The sequence below is a fragment of the Paenibacillus abyssi genome (genome assembly GCF_014640295.1).
GTDB classification, from domain to species: Bacteria; Bacillota; Bacilli; order Paenibacillales; family Paenibacillaceae; genus Paenibacillus_D; species Paenibacillus_D abyssi.
The window spans coordinates 24,007-45,188 of record NZ_BMGR01000014.1 but is presented as its reverse complement, the minus strand read 5'-3'; the positions used below and the strand labels follow the sequence as shown (position 1 = coordinate 45,188).

The 21,182-nt window shown below is 46.3% G+C and carries 24 protein-coding genes; 3 read left to right on the top strand and 21 right to left on the bottom strand.

The window, feature by feature from the left end; genetic code table 11:
- Positions 1–24 precede the first annotated feature (24 nt).
- The 7 genes from IEW11_RS19255 to IEW11_RS19230 all read right to left on the bottom strand — a co-directional run bounded on the left by IEW11_RS19255 (position 25) and on the right by IEW11_RS19230 (position 5,122).
- The gene (locus IEW11_RS19255) at positions 25–1,683 is read right to left on the bottom strand and encodes a competence protein CoiA (RefSeq protein ID WP_188532696.1); all 1,659 of its coding nucleotides are present in this window, start codon (positions 1,681–1,683) and stop codon (positions 25–27) included.
- A 184-nt stretch (positions 1,684–1,867) separates the two neighbouring features.
- Positions 1,868–3,061, bottom strand: coding sequence for a hypothetical protein (locus IEW11_RS19250; RefSeq protein ID WP_188532695.1), 1,194 nt, complete (start codon positions 3,059–3,061; stop codon positions 1,868–1,870).
- Complete coding sequence (locus IEW11_RS19245) at positions 3,061–3,558, bottom strand: AbrB/MazE/SpoVT family DNA-binding domain-containing protein (protein WP_188532694.1); 498 nt, start codon at positions 3,556–3,558, stop codon at positions 3,061–3,063. Before IEW11_RS19245 ends, IEW11_RS19250 begins: the two co-directional genes overlap by 1 nt.
- 113 nt (positions 3,559–3,671) lie before the next feature.
- Positions 3,672–3,812: a DUF1294 domain-containing protein gene (locus IEW11_RS19240; protein ID WP_188532802.1), complete on the bottom strand. Its 141-nt coding sequence runs from the start codon at positions 3,810–3,812 to the stop codon at positions 3,672–3,674.
- Positions 3,779–3,937 carry a hypothetical protein gene (locus IEW11_RS19235; protein ID WP_188532693.1) on the bottom strand — a complete coding sequence of 53 codons (159 nt, stop codon included), beginning with the start codon at positions 3,935–3,937 and terminating at the stop codon, positions 3,779–3,781. Before IEW11_RS19235 ends, IEW11_RS19240 begins: the two co-directional genes overlap by 34 nt.
- 34 nt (positions 3,938–3,971) lie before the next feature.
- A complete protein-coding gene (locus IEW11_RS25165; protein WP_268237421.1) occupies positions 3,972–4,094 on the bottom strand; it encodes a hypothetical protein in 123 nt (40 codons plus the stop codon).
- Positions 4,095–4,117: 23 nt separating this feature from the next.
- Positions 4,118–5,122 (bottom strand): helix-turn-helix domain-containing protein, encoded by a 1,005-nt coding sequence (locus tag IEW11_RS19230; protein WP_188532692.1) that lies wholly within the window; start codon positions 5,120–5,122, stop codon positions 4,118–4,120.
- Positions 5,123–5,489: 367 nt separating this feature from the next.
- On the opposite strand from IEW11_RS19230, the gene IEW11_RS19225 reads away from it, so the two are divergent.
- Entirely contained in the window at positions 5,490–6,581 is a 1,092-nt protein-coding gene (locus tag IEW11_RS19225; RefSeq protein WP_188532691.1) for a tyrosine-type recombinase/integrase, read from the top strand.
- Between the two features lie 40 nt (positions 6,582–6,621).
- Here IEW11_RS19225 and IEW11_RS19220 read toward each other — a convergent pair whose 3' ends face one another.
- From IEW11_RS19220 to IEW11_RS19170, 11 genes are all read right to left on the bottom strand, one after another.
- On the bottom strand, positions 6,622–7,575 hold the full coding sequence (locus IEW11_RS19220) for a hypothetical protein (RefSeq protein ID WP_188532690.1): 954 nt from the start codon (positions 7,573–7,575) through the stop codon (positions 6,622–6,624).
- Between the two features lie 62 nt (positions 7,576–7,637).
- Positions 7,638–8,459, bottom strand: a complete 822-nt coding sequence (locus IEW11_RS19215; RefSeq protein WP_188532689.1) for a thermonuclease family protein — start codon at positions 8,457–8,459, stop codon at positions 7,638–7,640.
- Positions 8,460–8,604: 145 nt separating this feature from the next.
- Positions 8,605–9,435 (bottom strand): DNA adenine methylase, encoded by an 831-nt coding sequence (locus tag IEW11_RS19210; protein WP_188532688.1) that lies wholly within the window; start codon positions 9,433–9,435, stop codon positions 8,605–8,607.
- A gap of 311 nt (positions 9,436–9,746) precedes the next feature.
- Positions 9,747–9,950, bottom strand: a complete 204-nt coding sequence (locus tag IEW11_RS19205; protein ID WP_188532687.1) for a hypothetical protein — start codon at positions 9,948–9,950, stop codon at positions 9,747–9,749.
- Positions 9,951–9,976: 26 nt separating this feature from the next.
- Positions 9,977–10,873 carry a DUF6884 domain-containing protein gene (locus IEW11_RS19200; protein WP_188532686.1) on the bottom strand — a complete coding sequence of 299 codons (897 nt, stop codon included), beginning with the start codon at positions 10,871–10,873 and terminating at the stop codon, positions 9,977–9,979.
- Entirely contained in the window at positions 10,873–11,091 is a 219-nt protein-coding gene (locus IEW11_RS19195) for a hypothetical protein (RefSeq protein WP_188532685.1), read from the bottom strand. Before IEW11_RS19195 ends, IEW11_RS19200 begins: the two co-directional genes overlap by 1 nt.
- Positions 11,092–11,357: 266 nt before the next feature.
- The gene (locus IEW11_RS19190; protein ID WP_188532684.1) at positions 11,358–11,849 is read right to left on the bottom strand and encodes a hypothetical protein; all 492 of its coding nucleotides are present in this window, start codon (positions 11,847–11,849) and stop codon (positions 11,358–11,360) included.
- 12 nt (positions 11,850–11,861) lie between these two features.
- Positions 11,862–12,446: a DUF4325 domain-containing protein gene (locus IEW11_RS19185; RefSeq protein ID WP_188532683.1), complete on the bottom strand. Its 585-nt coding sequence runs from the start codon at positions 12,444–12,446 to the stop codon at positions 11,862–11,864.
- A 92-nt stretch (positions 12,447–12,538) separates the two neighbouring features.
- On the bottom strand, positions 12,539–13,132 hold the full coding sequence (locus tag IEW11_RS19180) for a hypothetical protein (protein ID WP_188532682.1): 594 nt from the start codon (positions 13,130–13,132) through the stop codon (positions 12,539–12,541).
- The gene (locus IEW11_RS19175) at positions 13,113–13,835 is read right to left on the bottom strand and encodes a hypothetical protein (protein WP_188532681.1); all 723 of its coding nucleotides are present in this window, start codon (positions 13,833–13,835) and stop codon (positions 13,113–13,115) included. Before IEW11_RS19175 ends, IEW11_RS19180 begins: the two co-directional genes overlap by 20 nt.
- A 62-nt stretch (positions 13,836–13,897) precedes the next feature.
- Positions 13,898–14,341 carry a hypothetical protein gene (locus IEW11_RS19170; RefSeq protein WP_188532680.1) on the bottom strand — a complete coding sequence of 148 codons (444 nt, stop codon included), beginning with the start codon at positions 14,339–14,341 and terminating at the stop codon, positions 13,898–13,900.
- Between the two features lie 368 nt (positions 14,342–14,709).
- Here IEW11_RS19170 and IEW11_RS19165 point away from each other — a divergent pair, with 368 nt between their 5' ends.
- Entirely contained in the window at positions 14,710–14,994 is a 285-nt protein-coding gene (locus IEW11_RS19165; protein ID WP_188532679.1) for a hypothetical protein, read from the top strand.
- A gap of 22 nt (positions 14,995–15,016) precedes the next feature.
- A complete protein-coding gene (locus tag IEW11_RS19160; RefSeq protein ID WP_188532678.1) occupies positions 15,017–15,631 on the top strand; it encodes an HD-GYP domain-containing protein in 615 nt (204 codons plus the stop codon).
- A 42-nt stretch (positions 15,632–15,673) separates the two neighbouring features.
- Here IEW11_RS19160 and IEW11_RS19155 read toward each other — a convergent pair whose 3' ends face one another.
- The 3 genes from IEW11_RS19155 to IEW11_RS19145 all read right to left on the bottom strand — a co-directional run bounded on the left by IEW11_RS19155 (position 15,674) and on the right by IEW11_RS19145 (position 21,137).
- Complete coding sequence (locus tag IEW11_RS19155; RefSeq protein WP_188532677.1) at positions 15,674–17,071, bottom strand: helix-turn-helix domain-containing protein; 1,398 nt, start codon at positions 17,069–17,071, stop codon at positions 15,674–15,676.
- A 124-nt stretch (positions 17,072–17,195) separates the two neighbouring features.
- Positions 17,196–17,531, bottom strand: coding sequence for a hypothetical protein (locus tag IEW11_RS19150; RefSeq protein ID WP_188532676.1), 336 nt, complete (start codon positions 17,529–17,531; stop codon positions 17,196–17,198).
- Between the two features lie 69 nt (positions 17,532–17,600).
- Positions 17,601–21,137, bottom strand: a complete 3,537-nt coding sequence (locus IEW11_RS19145; RefSeq protein WP_188532675.1) for a DNA topoisomerase 3 — start codon at positions 21,135–21,137, stop codon at positions 17,601–17,603.
- Positions 21,138–21,182: the final 45 nt, after the last annotated feature.

Sequence of the window (21,182 nt, the reverse complement as noted above, 5' to 3'; positions counted from 1 at the left end):
TCTAGCTCCAAGTGTGAATTGAGTTCAACGCTTAGCACCTGACCGGTTTACTTTTAAGTTTATTTTGCTGATCGTTTCGATCTGTTTATCCGTCAGTATCCAATTTTTATGAATTCTTGTATTCATCTCGACGATAAAATCATATTCCCACTTGCTAACGAGATTAATATCCGGTTCGATTACCCCAAAAATCCCCTCAATCACCTGTTTCATTGACTGAGTTTTTTCCTTTTGCTGTTGCATTTCCTCTTGTCGTTCCCGGTTTAATTGCTTGGATTCATGTATAAACTCCGTTACTTTTTCTTTGAACTCGGGGATCACAAGACGTTGCGTTTCCAAGGCGATTGCTAGCATTGCATTATCGACAGGGTTGTTGTATAACGGGAAGCAGTCTCCTAGCACCGTATATAAGCATTTTTTGCTCCCACGCCACCATTTTCGGTCAACCAACCCGATACTTTCTAAAATATCGAGATAAGCGTAGATCACATATGAGTAATGCCGATATTCCTTTTTAATACCGCGCCTGAACTCGCCCCTTCCTATCCGGTCCGAATAGGTCTTGAAAACGTCTTCTGAAATGAAGGTACGTCCGACCCTATTATGTATGTATTTATCATATATCCAGAGTTGCCAAAGCTGTCTTGGTGTATTGATTAATTCAATATCTTCCAAACACAAATTGAAAATTGAAGGGAAATTGTCTGCCTTGTATCCGTACTTGTCGCATAATTGATAGAATTCGGTTCTTTCTCTAGCGGACATCCGCTCTGTTACCGAGCGAGTTTCGCGGATTAGTTCAAGCACATCCTTCTTGGCCGCTGCCTTCATTTCAACCATGTCGATTTTGAATCTGCCGGGCAGATATTCCCAGTCATTTTCTTCGTCCTCATCGTTGTTAGTCGCACCGACTTTCTCGGCCGAGCTTTCCCGCTCTTTTTCTCGTTGTTTTTTCTTAATCTGATCCTGATCATATATATCAAGAATATCGTTCGTCAGCAATTCCCTGTCGGAAGCAAAGACCTCTGAAAGGGGAGCGATTACCTCCTTACTTATGACGACACTATCAGAAGTCCAATAATTACCCAAGCGATTAATGACAAATCGAATCAATTGTGTGTCGGTGTTTAGGTACCTGTTTCCGTCACTATTATTAATCTTTCTTAGTTCCATACCACTGAAACGATGTTTTTCGGTGTCTGGCTTTCCATCAGTCTTTCCAAAACTGTGAACGGAATCTCCGAAAACCCAAAAGTCGGCCACTCCTGCTTTTTCATACAATGCTCTCCTTTCGGCCCATTTTTCCCCGGATATTTTCGAGCATTGAAACTCAATGGCCCATCGATCCCCATTTGGATGAATGACGATGACGTCAGATCTTTGATTTGTTTCATCGATCCGAAACTCCAGATCGACATAAGCTTCAGGATACAGAGTGCGAAAGTAATCCCGCAGTATAAGTTTACCGTGCTGATGCTCTTCGGTCTCTGGCTCTCCATAGGGGTAACTACAGGCTTTCTTGTGGGCAAAGTGAGTGATCTTTACATCTCCAGCACGAAAAACCATTTGTCCGTGACAATCGGGGCAGAACAATGAGCCCCCTTTTGACATGCGCTTGATTAATGAAATGTCTGATTCAAGGGCTGATATTCGGTTGCCGTTCTGGTCATGGACTATAAACATACGTTTTTCACCCTTTTGTCTAAATGTCCTCTAGTTTATAACGCTTTAAGGAGGCCGGTATTATCGAAATTATATATCATGATCTTGAAAGTTCACAATAATATAACCGACAACTGCAGCGGACCGGCGGAAAAGCAATTTTTCCTACGTGGTGTCCCTTGTGCCCGCGAGAAACATTGAAGCATCATTGCTTGGGGGGTAACGTGAGTTTTTCTATTGAGCTGTTACCGTCCCACTCCACGTATTGATAGCCGCGTTCCAGGTACTTCTCACGCTTCTCTGCGAGTTTTTGCCGATACTCAGCATCCTGGTATCCAGCAACCTCTATGATTGTCTTCGGCGTCGTATCCATCAACACCATATCTGGGCGATGATCTAAAAACATGTCTGTCACGTTGCCGACAAGGGGCTTCTTGAAATGTCTCGTGTTTTTCACGAGATATTTGATCATTTCCGCCTCATAGGATGATTCGACTGGAATAAGGGTATCTGGATCGGCCGGCTCAAAGATGAGTTCCGTATCTACGAGCTTACCGCTCTTGTCCTCTTGCCGGTACAGTACCCAATAGCCTGTGCCCACAGCACGGCTCGTAAGAGTAGCTGCCTCATACACTGACTTTAATAGGCTTACGTTTTGAATATGTAGGGTTCGATCGGCAATCGAAAAGGCCGGAAGGTTTACGAGGTAACTGCTGGTCTTGGATTCGGTAGCGGGATGAGCAAACTTATCGCCCCAGAAGATAACGACACGGTGTTTGGCGAAGTTGTATCTGAATTGATCGCCTGCTATGCAGAAATTTGAGGACGTAAGCTGTATCCCATTAATCTTGGTTTTCATGGCGATTCTGAACAGTCTTCCCTGGACATTTCGTGGACCGCCAGGACGATATTCATGTACGTGTGATTCCTGCAGCCAGGTTAGGAACAAATAGCGGAGAGCATTGAGGCCGGCCGCCGGCACGGATCCGGAGACATGCCCCCCTTCCCCACCTGCTTTCACGCTTTGTTGCGAGCCTGTCGCCGTTGGAATATTCGGCTTCTTGAGGGAACACGCGATCTGCCCTTCTTCATCGATAAGGATTCCCTGCTGCTTAAGGTAACCCTTATATCCCTCAGCGGGGAGATTGAACCAACACTGAAAATCATGCGTCCGTTCTCCTCGGTTACTGTTAGGGTTATTGGCGAGCGTGAGATTTCCTGCTTTGCTTTTTCTCACATGGAGCTTTGGATAAGGTCTTTGTTCCTTACAGGCGCATTCGGGGTGAATGCCTTCCTTGTGCCAATGCAGCAGGACTTCTGCAAATTTAGCTTTTTCTTTTTCGCTCATTTCGTTTAAGGTTTTGAAATGGTAGGCTTTCGCGTGATCACGGAATTTCATTACTTTTTATCCCCCTTCACCGGGTTCTTCATATTCATTATTTGGCTGATTCTCCCCGGTGAAACGTCAAGTCGTGCTGCCAGCTCCTTCTGGGTCAGATCAGGGAATTCAGTCAAAAGATCGTACACTTCTTTAATCAATACGATGGCCGACCGACGAGGAGCTCTCTTTTTCCGTGGCTTTGCAATTCCCTGGCCAGGCATCACAGTTTTATTCTTCTCTGCAGCCGCTTCGGCGGGTTTAAATTTAACCCTGTAAGAGTTGCGTACCGAGGTTAGACAGTTTCGACAGATCATTTTCTCTTTAAATGGTGAAACCTCATCTGCCGAATTGCAGAATATGCAGCCTTTTCCGTAATGTTTTAGCAGACAGATTGATTTTTCGTCAGAGAACATCTCCAATGAATCGCCGTCATCTATACTCAGACTTCTGCGCAACTCTATTGGCAAAACGATCCTGCCCAAATCGTCGATGTTCCTAATTATGCCAACATTCATTAAGAATTCCCCATTTCAGGTTAGGTAATAGTCGGCTTGGAACACTCCCGTTTTGCCCTTGGAGTTTGTGCTTTCTTACCCACCCCCAGATTGGTGTCAAGCTCGATATTCTACTATAGCAAAAACTTTGCTACATAGTAGACGCTTACTACGTTGAAGAAAAACAATGCCGGAACGCCGACTACAAACGTCATATTCTTTGTCTTGTGTCGGTACATTTTCATACCGATCCACGAGCCGAGCGCACCACCCAGCGCGGCAAATGCAAAAAAGCCGTTTCTCGGGGATCCGTTGCCCTGTTTCGCGCATGTGACTTATCGCAAGCCATCGTTGCAAAAGCGATCAGGTTAACCAGCAGCAGATAAACAATGAGTATCATTAACCAGTTTGCACCTCTTTAGAACGAATCTCTTTTAGAACAACTGAACGCTGATGTTTTGCGTTGCCAACGGTTCACCGCCGCAATATAGACACACTCCCGCTTCTTTTCGCTGCCTGCTAAGGGCATGCATTGCTGAAGCTTCCTTTGTTCTCATTATTTCAGCTCACTCCCTGCTGTTCAGTCCAATCGCTTCTCAATCCATTCCTGCAATGAGATTCCATCTGCAGCAGCAAGCCTAACCAGTTCCGCTTTCTTCTCCTCCGGCAGATAGAAGGTTATCGGGGACAAACCCGTATCAATCAGTGTGCCATCGTACTTCGGGATGATTTCACCTTTAAGGAGAAACAGCTTCAATTTGTCGATCATATCCGGGTGGGTTGTTGGCAGGATACCGACAAGCACGGATTTTTTCACTTCGACGACGAGCTGCTCCCCTGCGGAAATCTTCATGTTGGCCGGTCCGACTTGTTTGAAGAATTCCTCAATTATGGTGAAAATCATGGAGTCGAGTGAGCGTGGCAGCGGGAAGTGGAATACCGCATATCCGTAGCTTGTGGTTGGCTTACGGTCTTGGATTTTCATTGCCGGCGCCCAATTCAGCGCAATAGCCTCATCGTATGATAGGAGTTGTTCACTCTCTGTACGCAGCGTAGTCTCAATCTTACGGTTGCTTACACGCTTGATCTTCACAACGCGGGCTAACTGGTCATCTTTCGAGAACGGCTGGTATAGGAAAAGCCCGCTTCTTTTATCATAAATGGCTTCCGATTTCCCCGAATCCGGATTCTCACTCATGTAGCGAGCAAGCTCCGATTCCTTAATGAAAAACGTACGTTTTCCCCTGAATTCGGTTTCGTAATAGTCCAGCACACCATCGCGAATTAATTTATGAATAAAGGTTGTGGATCGGCCGAGGCGATTTGCCGCTTCAGCGGAGGTCAGGTCATTTTTGACATATTGCGGCTTAATCCGGTTAATGTCTTCAAGCCTGAACCTGAATCCTCCATCCCCTCGATGAGTATTGCGGTTGACCGGTTCAAGGCGTTTAGCAGGATCGACGTGATTCACTATCTTATAGAATGACGTCGGGGTGATGCCAAGCTCTCCTGCGGCTGCTGCAACATCCAAATACTTGATCGGCTCGCTCGAAGGAGTCTGCTCGTTCATTGACAAATTTTTCACTACCCTTCGTCTTTATAGTCGCATTAGGAAATTGCATGCAACTTTCTAAATTTAACTATAAACGATTAACCAATCTTATAAAAGATATGAGTGTTCAACATGTATTAAAAGTATAATATAACAGAACAAAAAAATAGAATTTTATAGTGGACAAAATATTAAATTCTACTTTTATATTGAAAGTAAAAGAATACACTGTTATTTTGTCTTTATATCAAGTACCATTATAATTCTGCATCATGTTAAAAATTGAAATATATGTTTTACGAAACGGAAAGTAAATGATTTAAGTCACCAATATATGCGTATATGCGTTATACTCGATAAGAGTGAAAGATAATCATAAAAAGCCGATTAGGAGTAATATATGACAATATATATCGATGGAAATGAAAGTGCCTTGGTTGATGTCTCGCTTTCCTCTATTCTTGATAGGCGGGATTACATTAGTAATGAATTAATGAATACCACTCATTTGAATATGTTACTGGATGCCGTATCATCTGGGGAGGATGAGGAGGGAAATTACAACTATTCCTCGATCTCTAATGTTGGAATGGTGTATCTGTATGTACATACGCCTGGCCGCTCCCGGAAGGAAAAAACGAAGCGGGATTATTTGCGGGAGCTGCTCGCGTTTCTGGGTTACGTCGGCTCGATCGGGAAGGATGATATCCGGCAGCTGTCCCGCCGCGATATGGAAATGTATCAGGCTGTCATGGAACAGAATTATCCGAAATCCAACACCCGCTCGAAGAAGATCGTTATCATTGATTCATTTCTAACCTGGTGCCATGAAGAAGGATACTTGGCGAAAAAAGTAAGCAGGGGTCTGCGGCCGGTGAAAAAGAAGAAGGAAGAAGTACCGGAGCGGGATATCGAGGAGTCGGATTTGAAAGAAGCCATTTTGCACTATAAAGATAATCCAAAGGTGATGTCGCTGCTGCTAATTTTAGGTACGAGTGGGCTTCGCTTAAACGAGGTAATTCAGCCTGCCTGGTCAGACCTTTATTATGATCGGAGAACCGGCAAGCATTATCTCCGGACGATCACAAAACGGGACAAGATTCGGCATGCTCACATTAAAGACTACGCGCTCGAGGCGTTAAAGGAATATCGCAGGCGGGTTGGATTGGGAACGGAGCTGAACCTTAACGACAAATCCCCCTTCTATCCATCCCGTCTCGGAAAGCGGTACACTCTTTCAAGCATATCGACCTTTCTTTCGAAACAAATGGCGGCAGCCGGCCTAACCAGCATTCATGGGAATCGTGTGACCCCGCACCACCTTCGTCATTTCTTCAGTCAAAGTGCTTATGCAAAGGGAGCTCCGCTCGACTGGATCAGCGAGACGCTGGATCACAGCAGCACCAGTATTACCAAAAACAATTACCTCAGTCGCCAGATGAAGAAAGACCGCGATGTTTCTGAGTTTGTTGACCTCGATGTTGGAATCTAGCACAAATACAGCCGGTCCATCTTTAGGGACCGGCTGATATCTATTCTTGGAGCGTAAACGAATTATCCAACTTCAGCAGGGGCTTCCAGCGGAATTCTCCTTCCACTTGCTCGAGCAGCTGGTAGTGGCGTTCTGCGAAAAATAGAATACCTCTCAGCTGTCTGAGGCTTTGCGTCGATCCATATTTACGCAGCAGTGTATCGCCAAATTTTTGAATGGTAAATTGACCATTTGCTATAGCGAAATCGTGCGGGTAGCCCATGCCAATCTTAAGGTAGAGATATTTCGAATCATCCTTATAGCGGGCGTGTTTAAATTTATCGTCCCATTTTTTTACTGTCCATTCTTTATGGAGAAGATCGACATAGCGCTCGTAATTAATGGTCTCCGTAATGGCCGCGTTGATGTCTATAGGATCTAAAGCTTCCTCAACAACGACAAAGCTCCCAGGATGCTCGTCGAAGTGCATTCTAAAATCGCTAATTTGGAAATAGGGTTTGGAACGATGCCATTTACTTGCCTTAAGATCTAGAAACTTGTTGGAGATTCCAGCAAATAGATCTCCTTGCTTTAGATCTTGGAGCGCTAAAATGGGATTGATGCTCGGCTTTTTAATGAGTATTTCAAATACGATTCGGGTATCTGCGTTTGCGTGCGCCTGGTGGAACTCTTGAATCCATTGCAATAGCTTCGGCCGCGTGTACAGCAAGCCGGCTTTTTCTTCATTTGATTCGAACGGAAAATTTTTGATTTCGATAACGGCTGTCTCGTTTGTCACGACATCTATAAATCTCGCTTCGGGTTGCTTTCCTGTGTCTCCACCGGTTCGTATCAGGTCTAACTCTTCGATGATTTTATAATGGTGGCCGGTTAAGTCGTTAATGTAATGCATAGCCGCTATAGATTCTTTGATGTCCAATTGCTGCTTTTTAAGATTCGCTTGAATCCAGCTCTCCAGTTCATATGTGCGAATGGATTTGTATAGTGTGGTCAACGGCTTACCCTTCCCTTCTACACCGCTTCCTCTTTAAGGACCGGCTGTTCTATATGTGTGGATTATCTCTCACAAGCAATTCCGTCGCCGTCCCTATCCAAATGCTTCCCGTACCCAGGATCACCTTTTCGTACCGGTGCGGCCCCCGCTTTCTTCGCTTCTGAGCAGTTCTTATAATATACCTGCTCTTCCGTTTTCGGTTTGACTGGTTGCGCAGTAGTTTTGGATTTGCTCGGAGATGATTCTTTTTTAACCGCATTCGTGTCGAAACCGTCCTCTTGAGCATAGTTTTCGATGCTCCAGATTCCAATCGCTTGTTGCTGTGCTTTCTTCTGAATGGCCCTGAACCGGTCGACATATTTAACATTCGGCGGGATCACATACGCCACACGCGCGTATCCCTTCTCAAGTAATAGTTCATTAAACATTTTTTCACCAATATACAGGTAACATAGCAGGCGCCCGTATCTGTCCCGCTCCGATACATCGATCTCAATTTTCACCTTTTTGTTGTTCAACATCTTCTTGGCGTAATTCGAGGCTTCGATGGCGTATGGCTGCGGATCCGGAATTTTAGGGTGAACACTCTCTGGGGTGTCGACAAGCAATAAACGAATGGTTTCCTTCTTCCCATTGATCAAAATGGTCATTGTATCGCCGTCGGAGACTTTCAGTACCTTAGCGTCAATGAGCTTGCGTTCTGTACCCCCGGATTTCTCTGCAGAAGGTTGTGGAGTTGCTGCCACCACATTCTGTGACTGTTGGGTAGGGAGGTGAACGGAAGCGGCTTGGAGCGGATTTTTCCCTGAAGTACAAGCTGTTCCCGTTATCGTTAGAGCCATCATTATTAAGCATGCGAGCAATCGTTTCGATACTTTGTTCATTTGGATTTCCCCTCTGGTTGGCTATTTTATCATCGTTTTGATTATCCTCATTATACCATCTGACCAACTTGGCTTACTGAATCCACCTCCCATAAAAAGAGGGAAGACCCACATTGGATCTTCCCTGATGACACGCTGATGAGAATTAAAAGAAACTTAACTCTCGTGTCGGTTCATAATTTAAGAACAACACTTCAGTCTCTCGGCGTCTCGTGCCTGTCGTGATATAATTTCCCACCACAGCTTGAATCTCTACTCGGTTCCAGTCCTTGTAGAGCGAATCGATCAAGTCGCTATGATAGTAGCTGACCAGGCACTTGCCTTTGATTTTTGAGAGCTTCTCGTGGAGGTCAATGTGCATCTGCTCAGTGTTGTTGCCTAAGTATCTGTTTTCCCGAAATTGATAAGGGGGATCGCAAAACAGAAAACTGTTAGGTGCGTCATACTTATCGATAATATAACGGAAGTCTTTGCACTCGTAATTGACCCTGAGCATCCGTTTTGCAAAAGCATCGAGCTTGGCCACAGCTGATATATAGTCTGCTGCCCCCGATTTTACCTTCCCAAAACGCCACCCGCTCTTTTCATTGTTTGCTGGAACGACGCTTTGCCGCAGGATATAAAAGTATCGGACGGCAGCCTCGAACTTATCGTCGGGTGCCGGCTCATTCCTCCAACGATCAAATAACACGCGAGACGTCGGCAACTGCTCAAGTCTCTCAATCAATCTATTCTTTTTATCCGGATCCGTGAGCTGGAGAAGGAAATTTACCACGCCTTCATCAATATCATTATAGACCTCAACCTTACTCATATTGGGGGACTTTTGTGCCAAAACGTGAGCGCCCCCGGAAAATGGCTCAATATAAGTATGGTGTTCCGGTATTAAATTGATGATGGCATCTGCCAAATGTCCCTTACCGCCAAACCACCTTAGTACGGATGTCACGCCACTTCTATTTGCTTTTGTTGCCATAGGAAACCCCTCGTTTCCGAATTCCATCATTCGTTGAATTCGGAAGGCTGGGATCTTCGTTTCCCACGCTGCGCTTATATTGAGGAAGCGCAGCTGCTACTCTTCTCCGGTTAGAGATGTAAGCGCGAAGGCGGCCACAATGGACTCCAAACAGGGGATTTAATTCCCGCCAGCCCTCTACCTATACGGGGCCCCTGCTCCTTCATTCGCACCTGAATCAGAGCGGTTTCCTATACCTCAAGCAAAAATAGTTCTTCATGCTCTACACCCACATTCATCGTTGCGTTTTTTATTGCATTGGCTTCTGCGGCTTACGCCGGGACGAATCCGTGCGATGCACCTTCAGCTGAGATGATTAGCTTATGATTCGGTAAAAACCGAACTCTCACCCATTGAACAGCATTAAACCGTTCCGGATTAACATCTCGAGCACTTTCAACCACTCCTGGTAGACGTTCGATCGGACACATTACTTTGTCCCCAACCTCCAACCGCGGATAATCCGTAATATTCATTGTTTCCACTACTCCTCTCGAACACTTCATTTTAGCAATGACACCTGCAGCCGAAGCAGCGTCTCGCTGATGCGGTTTTCAATCTGCTCAGCATAGCTCTTCTTTAGAAGGAAGCGGGTGAATTTTGCAAACAGCTTCCCGTACTGGCTCTTGAGGGATTCGTAAAGGTCGATGTTGGAGAACATATCGGCGAGCTTTGTCTTATTGCGTAGAAAGCGTTCGAGCTCGTCGCTCACATCCTCTGTCAACATCTCCTCATACTCGTCTCTTGCTTGCCTGGCATCTTTCTCCCGCTGATAATGCTTCTGCAGCATGTCCTTCAGCTCTCCTAAGATGATTTCTACCCCGTACAGTTCCGCCTGCTTCTCAAACGATTCCACAACGCGCTTGGCTTCGTGTACGCTCCTGTACTCAATGAGAGACAGCAGACTCCACTTCTCCCTCTGAACTTCTTTGAGACGCCGGAAATTGCGCTCTTCATCCATCAGGTCATGATAATAGCGATCCTTCTGTCCAAGCGAAATTCCATCGCCATAGATCCGATACGGTATGCCTTCCCGCTCCAGGATGTCGCGCAGTGGATCGGAGAAGGCTCGGCCGGCATGAATCTCAACAAGTGGTTTGTCGGGGAACTGCAGCATGATGTCCAATACGACCCGCTCCGCATATGCGGTGAATACCGCTTTCCCCGGCAGCGCCTCCAGAACCGGGTATGGCGCCAACGTTTCGCGAAAACCGATTAACCGGTCATGCTGGGTACTCAAAAAGTATATACGCTCCTCAGGAAACTCTCTTGAGCGCATATAGTCGATGATGGCCGAAACCCAACGGCTCCGCGTGCTGTAGTAGAACTGGCAGGCTGGAGCGGGGCTTCCGGAGCGATTGCTCGACTCGGTGATTAGGGCAATGCGATCTGTCGTCATTATCCTGCGACCAAGCCGCGCGTTCGAGAGATATTGAACCCGTTTTTCCGGCCAACCCTTTCTTCGTACTTTCGAGTGCCCTTTGTCACGTAGTATTCCATCTTCTCGTCATCGCTTAGTGTGATGGAGTTGTCGGACCACACGCGCATCTCCCTGTCGCTCTCAAGCTTCAAATATGCTTGAAGCGCGTTCAGTTTTTCTTTGGAATAAAATCTCATCCGTTACACCTTCCCCTGCTTAGTTTTCAAGGCAAAATAAAAAAACGCCTTGGTAAAAGGGACAATTTACCCGCAAAAAATACAGGAATTATCGCTCTTAGCAAAGCGTTTTTTAAATCCACGATAGATGGCATGCCGCCTGGCTACCCATCCAAAAATAGAGAAAATAATATATGCCGTCATTATAGCATAGGTGCCTCTAAATTTGAATCCTTTGAGTTCACGCGCCGGTACGCCGCCGCTTCTCCTTAGGCCGAATAGCGCCTTCATATTATGGTTACTTCCACCCATTCTGATATATCTTTACGATAACGGAAGATCAGACAGCCAAAGGGGGACACACACATGAACATGGCGCAGCTGCTCTCATTTAACTCCTTTGTGAAGTGGTTTTCCAGACTCCATAGCCTCCAGCTATCTTGCTGGATTCGCTTAATGCTGCCATCAAACCATAATATGAAGCTTTTTTGAGCATCCTCTGTGTTGAGGGATAGTTTCTTATCCAGTGTGTTCAGCTTCGATGGATCCGGATCGTTGAGGTTTCTGGCGTATTCGAACATAAAGGGAATTGAGGAATACCCGATCCTGTCAAACATATCAATAAGTCGTAAGTTTTCCTCTTCCCCACAACATTTACAGTGAAACGTAATATCAAAATCATCTGTGTATGAGAGGAGCTCAACTTCGCCTTTACGATCGTCGTCATAACAATGGAAATAGCCTAACCGCTGAATATCCTCATTTGAAAATGACTTCATAATATGCCTCCCCTACGCAGACGCCATGCATTTGTGCTTCCGCTTTCCGATAATTGTGCTGAATGGATGCCCGCACCGATCGCACCGCATGCCTTGAGTGGATCGCTGTTGACTCTTCTCAACTGCAGCTTGTTTGATGGCGTGGTACTCCATGATGAGCCGATCGTATTCTTCAGGAGACACCTCTTGTGCCGATAAGGTTGATTTGGACCATTCGGACGTTCCATTCCTGGTATAGACACGCAGTACACCGTTATCGTGGAGAAGCGGGTTCAGATGGCCGTTGGCCTTCACCGCTTGAAAAAAGCCCCTCTGAAAGTTGCGAGTACCTTCGATGGCCTCTTTTACCACTCGCCGCATGATTGCCCAGCCAGCGTCCTCCAAATTAATTACCATAATGGCCTTCATTTGTTCAATGGACATTTCGCCAAATAGACCGATGAAGAAGGAAGGACTTAATGTGTGGATGCCGGAAAAATCGATAAAGACCTTCCGTTTCTGTTGAACATGGGCTGCCGCCTCTTGGAAAAGCAGATCACCTTGAAATCGAGTGAAACAGGGCTGAGAGGGCTTAACTGTGATATTGTCCAGGAACATGTATCTGACTCCTCCTACCGGGTTGAATGTGAAGTCAGTATATCACCAGCAGAGGGGTCTCGAACAAAATGAAAGGGGCTATTTTTCTATAGTCATTCCTCCGTATCGGTGCCCTTCAAGAGAATGTCTTCGATCCAGTCAACGTTCTGGAGCGCCTCAAGCTCGTCAATTCGGATATTTACCGCCAAGTCGTCTGTACTTTGCTGTTGCTCTGACTTCATTGCGAATTCGCCCAAAGCATCTTCCAGGTGCTTACCGAAAGACATAAGGACTGCTCTGCAGGCTCTAAATCCATATTCGCCATAGATGGTTAGTACGGCTTCGCCAGCTGCATTCATAATTCGCGGTATATCAATTTCACCTCCGAGGATAAAGGCGCATGCCTCTCCTGTTTGTTTGTTATGGAAAAGGGTCATCTGGTGCATGCTTTCACCGGTGAAGCAGATATTGATGGACTGAGCCGTGTGCAGCATATTGTATTTCGGATAGGTTATTGATTCGCTTCGCCCCGTGCGGAAAAGGACTATTCCTTTAATGCTCGTATAATATTCTTCCAATTCCTTCTGAACAGTCTCCGTTTTGCCTTTTATCATTTGCACGTCTTCACCGCATTTCTCAAGATTTGACCTTTGAAAAAAAATAGCGGCAACCTTAAGTGGGTGCCAGCTATTTCTGCGTTCTTCCATATCCCAAATACCGTAAAGCCTTTACGGTACTTTTGCTCAAACGTATGTCGGTGTCACGCAACCTAAAGTAAGATTGTCCGCTGCCTTGGGGGGACACTTCAGTAAGATGGAAAATGGCATCCGTTTGATTAGCATAAGCATCCAGCGTATAAAGCACGAATGAACCTTTGTATTTCAACCGCTTTTGCGGAACCGGTGGAAGTATCTGTTCGTTCAGTTCATTTCGGGTGAGTTCAAAATTAGCGTCGTCGAGCTCCTTGTAATTGAATATTTTGAGTTGCTTCACATCATGGAGTGCCGGCCTATGACTAATTCTTCCGTAGAAAGTCACGATGTTCATTTGATCGTTATGCTTTTCATAGATAAACACGATGTCGTTGTCGATTAGCCCGCATTCCTTGGAGAGCAGCTCAATCCGCCCGAGATCTAAACTCATTGTGGTGATTCGCTCGGTCAGATCTGCTTCTTCTATGTTTGCCGGCCCGACGCGGCTATCCCACCGGTCCTTCGCGTGTTTGGTAAGATGAATCTTCTTTATGCCCGCTCTTTCGAAGATGCGTAAGTTCCTATCGGCATCAAGGGTCAGGGAGCGAAGATATATTTCAACGTCTGATAGGTCACCGTCCGGAAGAACAGCATCGATTTTCTTGAAATCTAAAATATCTATTCGCTTACCCCCGCTGCGGTCTATCGGTTCTTGCATCTTTTTCCCCCCAGGAATTCACTTTCACCGGAACGGCCCGCTCACTAAACCCTCCTCAGCCTTTAGGCTGTCTCCTGATCTGCTTCGAGAGCGCTGCCGGAGATGCCTTCTTTCATGATGAGAAGGTTCAGCTCAAATTTGTTCATCGGAAACCCGTTATTCCGAAGTAACTTGAGGAGAGGGGTACGAAGCATCTTGTGATAATTTGCGCGGATCAGCTCGATTGCGGTAGGGGCAACATCCGGAATGATTGGCATCATTGTGCTTCTGGTCTTCCGTTTGCGTTCTTCAATAACCTCACCGTCAGGCCGGACCGAGTATTTCTCCACTTTTACAGCGTACATGCCTTTTTCGATTTTCTCAAGCACACCGAGCTCAACCATGCGTGTAATCGTGTTTCTAAAATAACGCGGCGCCTTTTGAACTTGCTTACGGATATTAACTAACTCCTGGCCGGCTTTTATGGCCTCGATAATTTCAGCTTCAAGTGGTCGAAGATTGATCATGATTAATCCTCCCTTAGTCCAATTAAGTTTTATCGTAGCATCTTTCATTGTGGGTCTCATTTTTGAGGAACCGTATTTTAACGAAAAAAAGCACTCAGGCAGGGGAAATCCCCCAACCTGAGTGCTTCTCTGGTCGATTACGATTCATTTAGTTACCTTTATTATCCGGTCAATGGGGAATTGTGTCAATAATTTTGTTTGGTTCAAACAAAGCAGTCATGATAAAATCGTACTGCAGATTTAACATGATAAATAATACTTTTGGGCAGCGGAAGCACCGATGCTCGGACCGTTATGGTCTGGGTTTCGCGTGCTTTTTTTGCTAAAAGGAGATAAGAAATGATCGGAAAAGCGGTGAACAAAAGTTCATGGACCCAACAACGATAGTATTTCTGATTTTTGCCCTGGCTTACACATATGGCACCTATGCCGCCAAACAACGTAATTACCGACTTCCATATATATTGCTTTTGATCGGAACGATCATTACATGGGTGATGTTTCTGTGGGATACGCCGCAAGAAACTAAGGGTTTTGCTTTAAACGGAATTTTCTTCATGCTCAGTCAAGTGTTTATCGTGTGGCCAATGGTCATTATCGGCGTGATTGTATGGATCACACAATCATGGAGGCGGAAGCGGGAAAAATCTTAACTCATTGCGGAGGAGGCAAATGATGTGTAATCTTCAGGACCTATTTTTCGATTACGTCTTGGCCTTCGCCAAGATCATTAATGTCCGAGATCCTTACACATGGTCTCACTCAAAGAATGTGGCCGCCTACTCCTATATGATCGGCGAGCTGCTCGGACTGAATGAGGAAGAAAAATTCAACCTTTACCTGGGTGCTCTGCTGCATGATATCGGCAAGGCTGGCGTGCCGGAATCAATTCTGAACAAGAACGGCCGCCTATCTGCAGACGAATGGGTAGTTATGAAAGAGCATACAACGATCGGATACAGCTTGTTGCGGGATGAGGTGCAGTTTAATGAACGGGGAATAACCGACGTTGTACTGCATCATCATGAGCGCTTTGATGGAAAGGGATATCCTCACGGGCTGAAGGGTGATCAGCTATTATTAGCTGCTCGCATCGTCGCCGTAGCTGATGGCTTTGACGCCATGACAACTAACCGTTCGTATCGTTATGCTCGAGATAAATGTGAGGCAGCCAGAGAGCTGTTGCATAACGCCGGGACACAATATGATCCCGTAATCGCCCAGGTTTTCGCCGATTACATATTAAACAGTAAGCCTGTGATTCATGCCGCCTTATCGCATTCGTATTGAATACCAAAAAACCTCCTAGCCATAGCCGGGAGGTCTTTGTTTTTAGGATATGGGTGCAGTTAGGAGATCCTTTATGACGGTAGCTACAAACGGTGGGTTCGATTGAAAACTATTTTTAGCTTTTGTGATAAGTTGTTTCTCCGTCGGGACGAGATTGGCTAAGTATTCGAGCATGTAGTGACCTTGTTCATGCGGAGTGACACCGGATCGGCCAGCTTCCGCTTCTTCTATCGCTCTCCGAAGGTACTGGATGTATTGGTCATGATCGTTTTGGGCTTCGTACCATTTAGCCATAAGGTAACTGGTTTTGATATTGTTATGTTCAAGCGCATACATTCGGTCCAGGAGTGTTTTCGCCTTCTCTATGCTACCTGCAGATATATGCCGTTCAATAGCAGTATTCCAAATATCATGATAGAGGGGATTCCGTTTGCAGGTTTCTCCACAAGGATCTGCTCCATCGAGAACGATCTGTTCCAGTACGGTGAGGATGTTACTGTACTTATCGGGCTGGGTGTAGAAAAAAGCGTGTTGGGCCAGTAATGCTTTTGTGAGTAGGCGCGTATTTTTACGGAACCTGAACTCTCGGATGGCTTCCATTAAGTTACGCTCGGATTCTTTGTATTCTTCGTTGAGAAATAAAATGAGTGCATAAAGATACTGGATGTGGGCAAGCAGACCCGTGTCGTGGCTCTTAGCGATATCGAATGCTTTTTGCGCTGCGGCTTTAGCACTTCCAATTTCCGAAGTGGCCAGATAAAAAAGAGCGAGATTTGCGTATGTGGCGTATTTCTCGCGAGCCAAGTCCCATTCATCAACAGCCGATTTATTAAAAGCGTCTATGAGGTTAAGGCTTTTACGAATTGCTTTAATGTAATCTCCCGCTTCATAAATGGTGCTGATCGATGCAATGATCGCTTCTAATATTGGCTTCTTCGTTATTTTTTCTTCTGTGGTTTGTGCCATTGATTCCAAGCGATCATAATATCGAAGTGCATTTTTCTGATCCCCTATGTTACGAAAGTAATCCCCTTTAACTTTTAGGAGCAGTGGGTAATAAATGCTTTCAGTGTTAACCTCAGCCTCAAGCTTCTGTATCATTGCAGCCACTTCTTTATTGCGGGCAAGCAACAAATAACTACGGATGGTGTCAATATCCATCGCGATTTTTTCGTCTTGCGGGTTGTCTTTGAGTGTGGATTGGTTTAATAGGCTATCCACTTTACATTTTAAACCAGCTGCTATTCGTTCAATATCTTTGTTGTGGACCTTTTTATACTTACCGGTCTCAATATAGCTCAGTTTCGATTGGGGAATGCCTATCTTGCCCGACAACGCGGATAAGGTCAGATTTGCTAGATTTCGCATCTGCCTAATCGCTTCTCCTACCTTCTCTGGATCGTATTGGGGCCCTTCACCGGTCATAACCCGTCTCTTCATGTTCTTTTGCCCCCCAATAGTTGAAACAAGGACTTGTGAACTATATTATATCAAACAAATTCTTCAAATTCCTTAAAATATAAGAAAAAGGAACGTCTGGTACGCTCCCTTCTCTCCGTATCTACTAAGTTCCGAACAAGCTATTTTGATGGGGAACCATGTGGTCCAGATCCTCAAAAGATAAACCATACTCGCGTAATGCCTCCGACTGGGCGAGAACGTGCGCTTTATTTCTGATTTGATTGAGATAGTAGTTCGAGCTTACCTTTGACCTCTGGCGTAGTGGTATGGAGATGGCCATTGCCGCCTTACAGAGCAACAGCATTTCGGCCATATTCACAGCAGTCTCGTCCTTCCCCATCATAATCATCGGGTATTCGTGAATCTCGTCCTGTAATTCCGTCTCTTCTATGATCTGCTGCGCGACAGGGTATTTTGAAAAATCAATTCCATTATTCATCTTTCATCCTCCTCAGATTGGGGGTTAAGTGCCTTCATTATCAGGCAGGCGCCCGGCAAGCTGCAACTTTCAATGAGGGGCAATTGGCTGCCCGCTTTGATTGGATTGCTTCATGAGAATGTACGAAACCACTCGGTTGATCTCCGGACCACTCACGAAAGGTGAAACGAGACGCTTCTTGAGATTGCGATATTTGAAATACATATCGCCTTTCCCAAGCAACCCTTCCGCACCTGGCTCGTCCAGGATAACCATTGATTCATTCGTGCTGGTGACCATGAAGGATATTCTCGTGGGCAAATTTGCTTTGATCGTAGGTGAGAAGACTTTGGCCACAGGACGCTGGGTGGCAAGCACCATATGAATACCTGCCGCCCTCGCCTCTTGAGACAAGCGGATGACGATATTCTCCATGCCTTTGTCTTTTGCCGTCAGCATCAGGGAAGCGAACTCGTCGATAACCACGACCAGGTAAGGCATCTTCGGATTGTCCGGATTATCCAGCATGATCTTTTCGTTGTAGCTCTGGATGTTGTTGACGCGCATATCCTTGAAAAGCTCATACCGGCTTTCCATTTCCTCGATAACTTTCATAAGCGCGTCCTCCGCCCTGTTCATATCGGTCACCACAGGAAGCATAAGATGCGGCAGGGATTGATACGCGATGAGTTCTACCCGCTTCGGATCAATGAACACGAATTTAAGCTCATCAGGTGTATTGCCAAAGAGAAGGCTCACGATGATCGAGCCCAAACACACGGATTTGCCGCTTCCGGTGGTTCCCGCAATCAAGAGATGCGGCATTTCGGCGAGGTTTGCAAACACTGGTTTGCCGTGCAGATCCGTGCCAACCGGAAACGAAAGGCTTTCCTTCTTTGCGAGAAACTCCTTGTTCTCCAGAAGGCTTCGCAGGTTCACCACATAAGGGGTGGGACTTGGAACCTCTATACCGATGTGCTTCGTACCGGGAATCGGTATTTGCATTGCAATCCGTTCCGCCTGTAAAGCCATTTGGAAGTTCGCCTTGTACGTGTCAAAGCGTTTCACGTTGATGTCCATCGCGTCCGGAGTAAGTTCGTACCGGGTAATGATTGGACCGTTTACGACGTTCACTACCTTTGCCGGGAGCTTCAGGGTCGAGCAGGCTGTCTCCAGTGATCGAATCTGCTTGTGCTGTTCTTGGCTGAGCTCTTTATCTGCATCATCGGGCAAGAGCAGTCTCGTGGGCAATTTGATGGCGTTCCAGTTGGGGAATCTCCAGCTCAACTTACCCGACTTGATAGTAAGGACGGCCTCAAACGTCTCATTTTCTTTTCCGCGTTTTTTGAACCCGGATATCAGCGGAGTTTGCCCAGTTTCCAGCAGCTCGACGATTAGATCAGGTGTGATCGTCACACCGGAGATTACCTTATTGAAGGTAAAGCGACAGCCTTCCGTATAATGAAGGCAACCATAGAAGGTTCCCCGATCAACGATTTGTCCTGCGGCACATTCCGGGCATGTTCCGAGGTACACATTTGGAGCTGATGGATTTACAACAGGCGTTCCGGTACCAGCCGTTGGAGGAGATCCGGAAGCGGGACCGGCGTATGGTGCCCTTGTTGGGTTATCGGCCGCATGGCTCGCATTGAGATTGACAGGTCCTGATTTTCTGCCTGGGCTGCCTCCGGTTGGCGACGATGTGCCGCCGCCCTTTGCCTGTTCACCCTTGTTTGGTTCGCCTTTGCCTTTGGTGAGTTCGTTGTCTTCCCACCGGTTATCGGGCATTTTTGACACGTTGGGACCACATTCGCTGACAAGCTGGGCAGTTAACTTCTTTATCTCTGCTATGAAGTCATCTGCAGCTGCTTTGCCTTTCCCGATTTGTGCGAGTCGCATTTCCCACTGAGCAGTCATTTCGGCGCTGGTCAGGACAGATTCACCCACAGCTTCAATGATGAGCCGTCCGAGGCGGGTGGGATATACCAGATTGGACTTGACCTCAATGTACTTTCGCGCCTTCAAAGTTTGAATCATCCCGGAGCGGGTCGACTCTGTACCAAGCCCCTTGGCTTCCTTTAAGGCGCTCACAAGCTCTTTATCTTCGATCGTGCGGCCGGCACTAATCATTAAGGGAATTAAGTCACCCTCCGTGAACCGCTGCGGAGCGGTTGTTTTGCCTTCTTTCGTTTCGACAGCAAGAGTCCTGCCCGTTTGATGGGCCTGAATTGGTGGTATTGCCGTAAGTTCTTCATCACCTGGAGCATCTTCTTTCTGCTCTTCCGCATAAACCGTGCGCCATCCCTCGCGAAGCGGTCTTTTTCCGCTGGTCTTAAACGAAAAGCGATTATCCACGTAGGTATGAATCGTAGTTTTCTCCACAAGTGCTGATTCATAATGAGCAGCAATAAGTCTTTTTACGATCATGTCATAAATCTTCTGTTCATCATCACTAAGGGATTTCAGATCCGGTACCTTTTCGGTTGGCAATAGCGCATAGTGATCTGAAACCTTATCGGCATTTACATAACGCTGATTTCCGATGAGGGTTGCCATTGGTGCCGGTAGGAGGCCGCTATAAGGCGGAAGCTTACCGATCTGCTCGAGGATGAGCGGGAGTGGCTGTGCATCATCTTCCGTTATGTACGGATTATCCGTTCTGGGATAGGAGATGTATTCCGCCAAATACAACGATTGAAGCACAGCATCCGTTTGTTTTGGTGAGAATTTATACCGTTTATTTGCCGCTGTTTGAATCGATGACATACTAAATAATTGCGGCGGGAGCTCCTCAATTTGCTCCACGTCCACCTTTTCAACGGTTGCTGGTTTGCCAGAACAGTGAGTAGCGAGGGCATTGGCTTTCTCGTATGATTCGATGCGGTCTTTACCGCCGGTGTACCATTTACCGAGGTAAGTAGCTCCATCCATATCAAAGTTTGCATAGACTTCCCAAAACGGGGTTGATACAAATGATTCTCGTTCCAGTTCGCGCTTCACGATTAGGCTTAAAAGAGCTGTTTGAACACGGCCGACGGAGAATACATGCCCGTTGTATTTCTTCTCCTTCAGTTTGAGGGTGTAAGCCCGCGATAAATTCATCCCTACAAGCCAGTCGGCCCGCTGGCGGGCTTCTGCCTCGTAGTAAAGGCCAATCTTCTCTTCTTCCGGGATGAGTGCGTCAAAAGCCTTTTTAATGGCCTGTGGGGTCAGAGATTTGGTCCATAGGCGGTTTACTGGTTTCTGATTTCCAGCTACTTTCAGGATGAGATGACAAATCAGAGACCCTTCGCGCGCGGGGTCACATGCATTCGTAATCTCAGTCACACGAGGATCATGTACGAGCGTTTTGATATTGTTGTAAAGTTTGGACTTTTCTCTGGTGACTGTATGCCTAAATGGGTCCGGGATGATCGGCAGATCCTCAAACCGCCAGGTTTCATATTTTGGGTCATATTTCTCGGGATCTATAAGCTCAATTAGATGCCCAGCTGCCCATGTGATAAACCCGCCTTTTGGAAAGTTCGGACATGGGCTAATCTCGATGCAGTCGTCTTTTTCTTGATGCGGGAATGGAGCGGCTAATTTTTTAGCTTGATCTCTTTTCTCTGCGATGACTAAACGCATTCTAATTCCTCCTTAACAGCAAAAAAAGAAACACTCCTCCCGTGG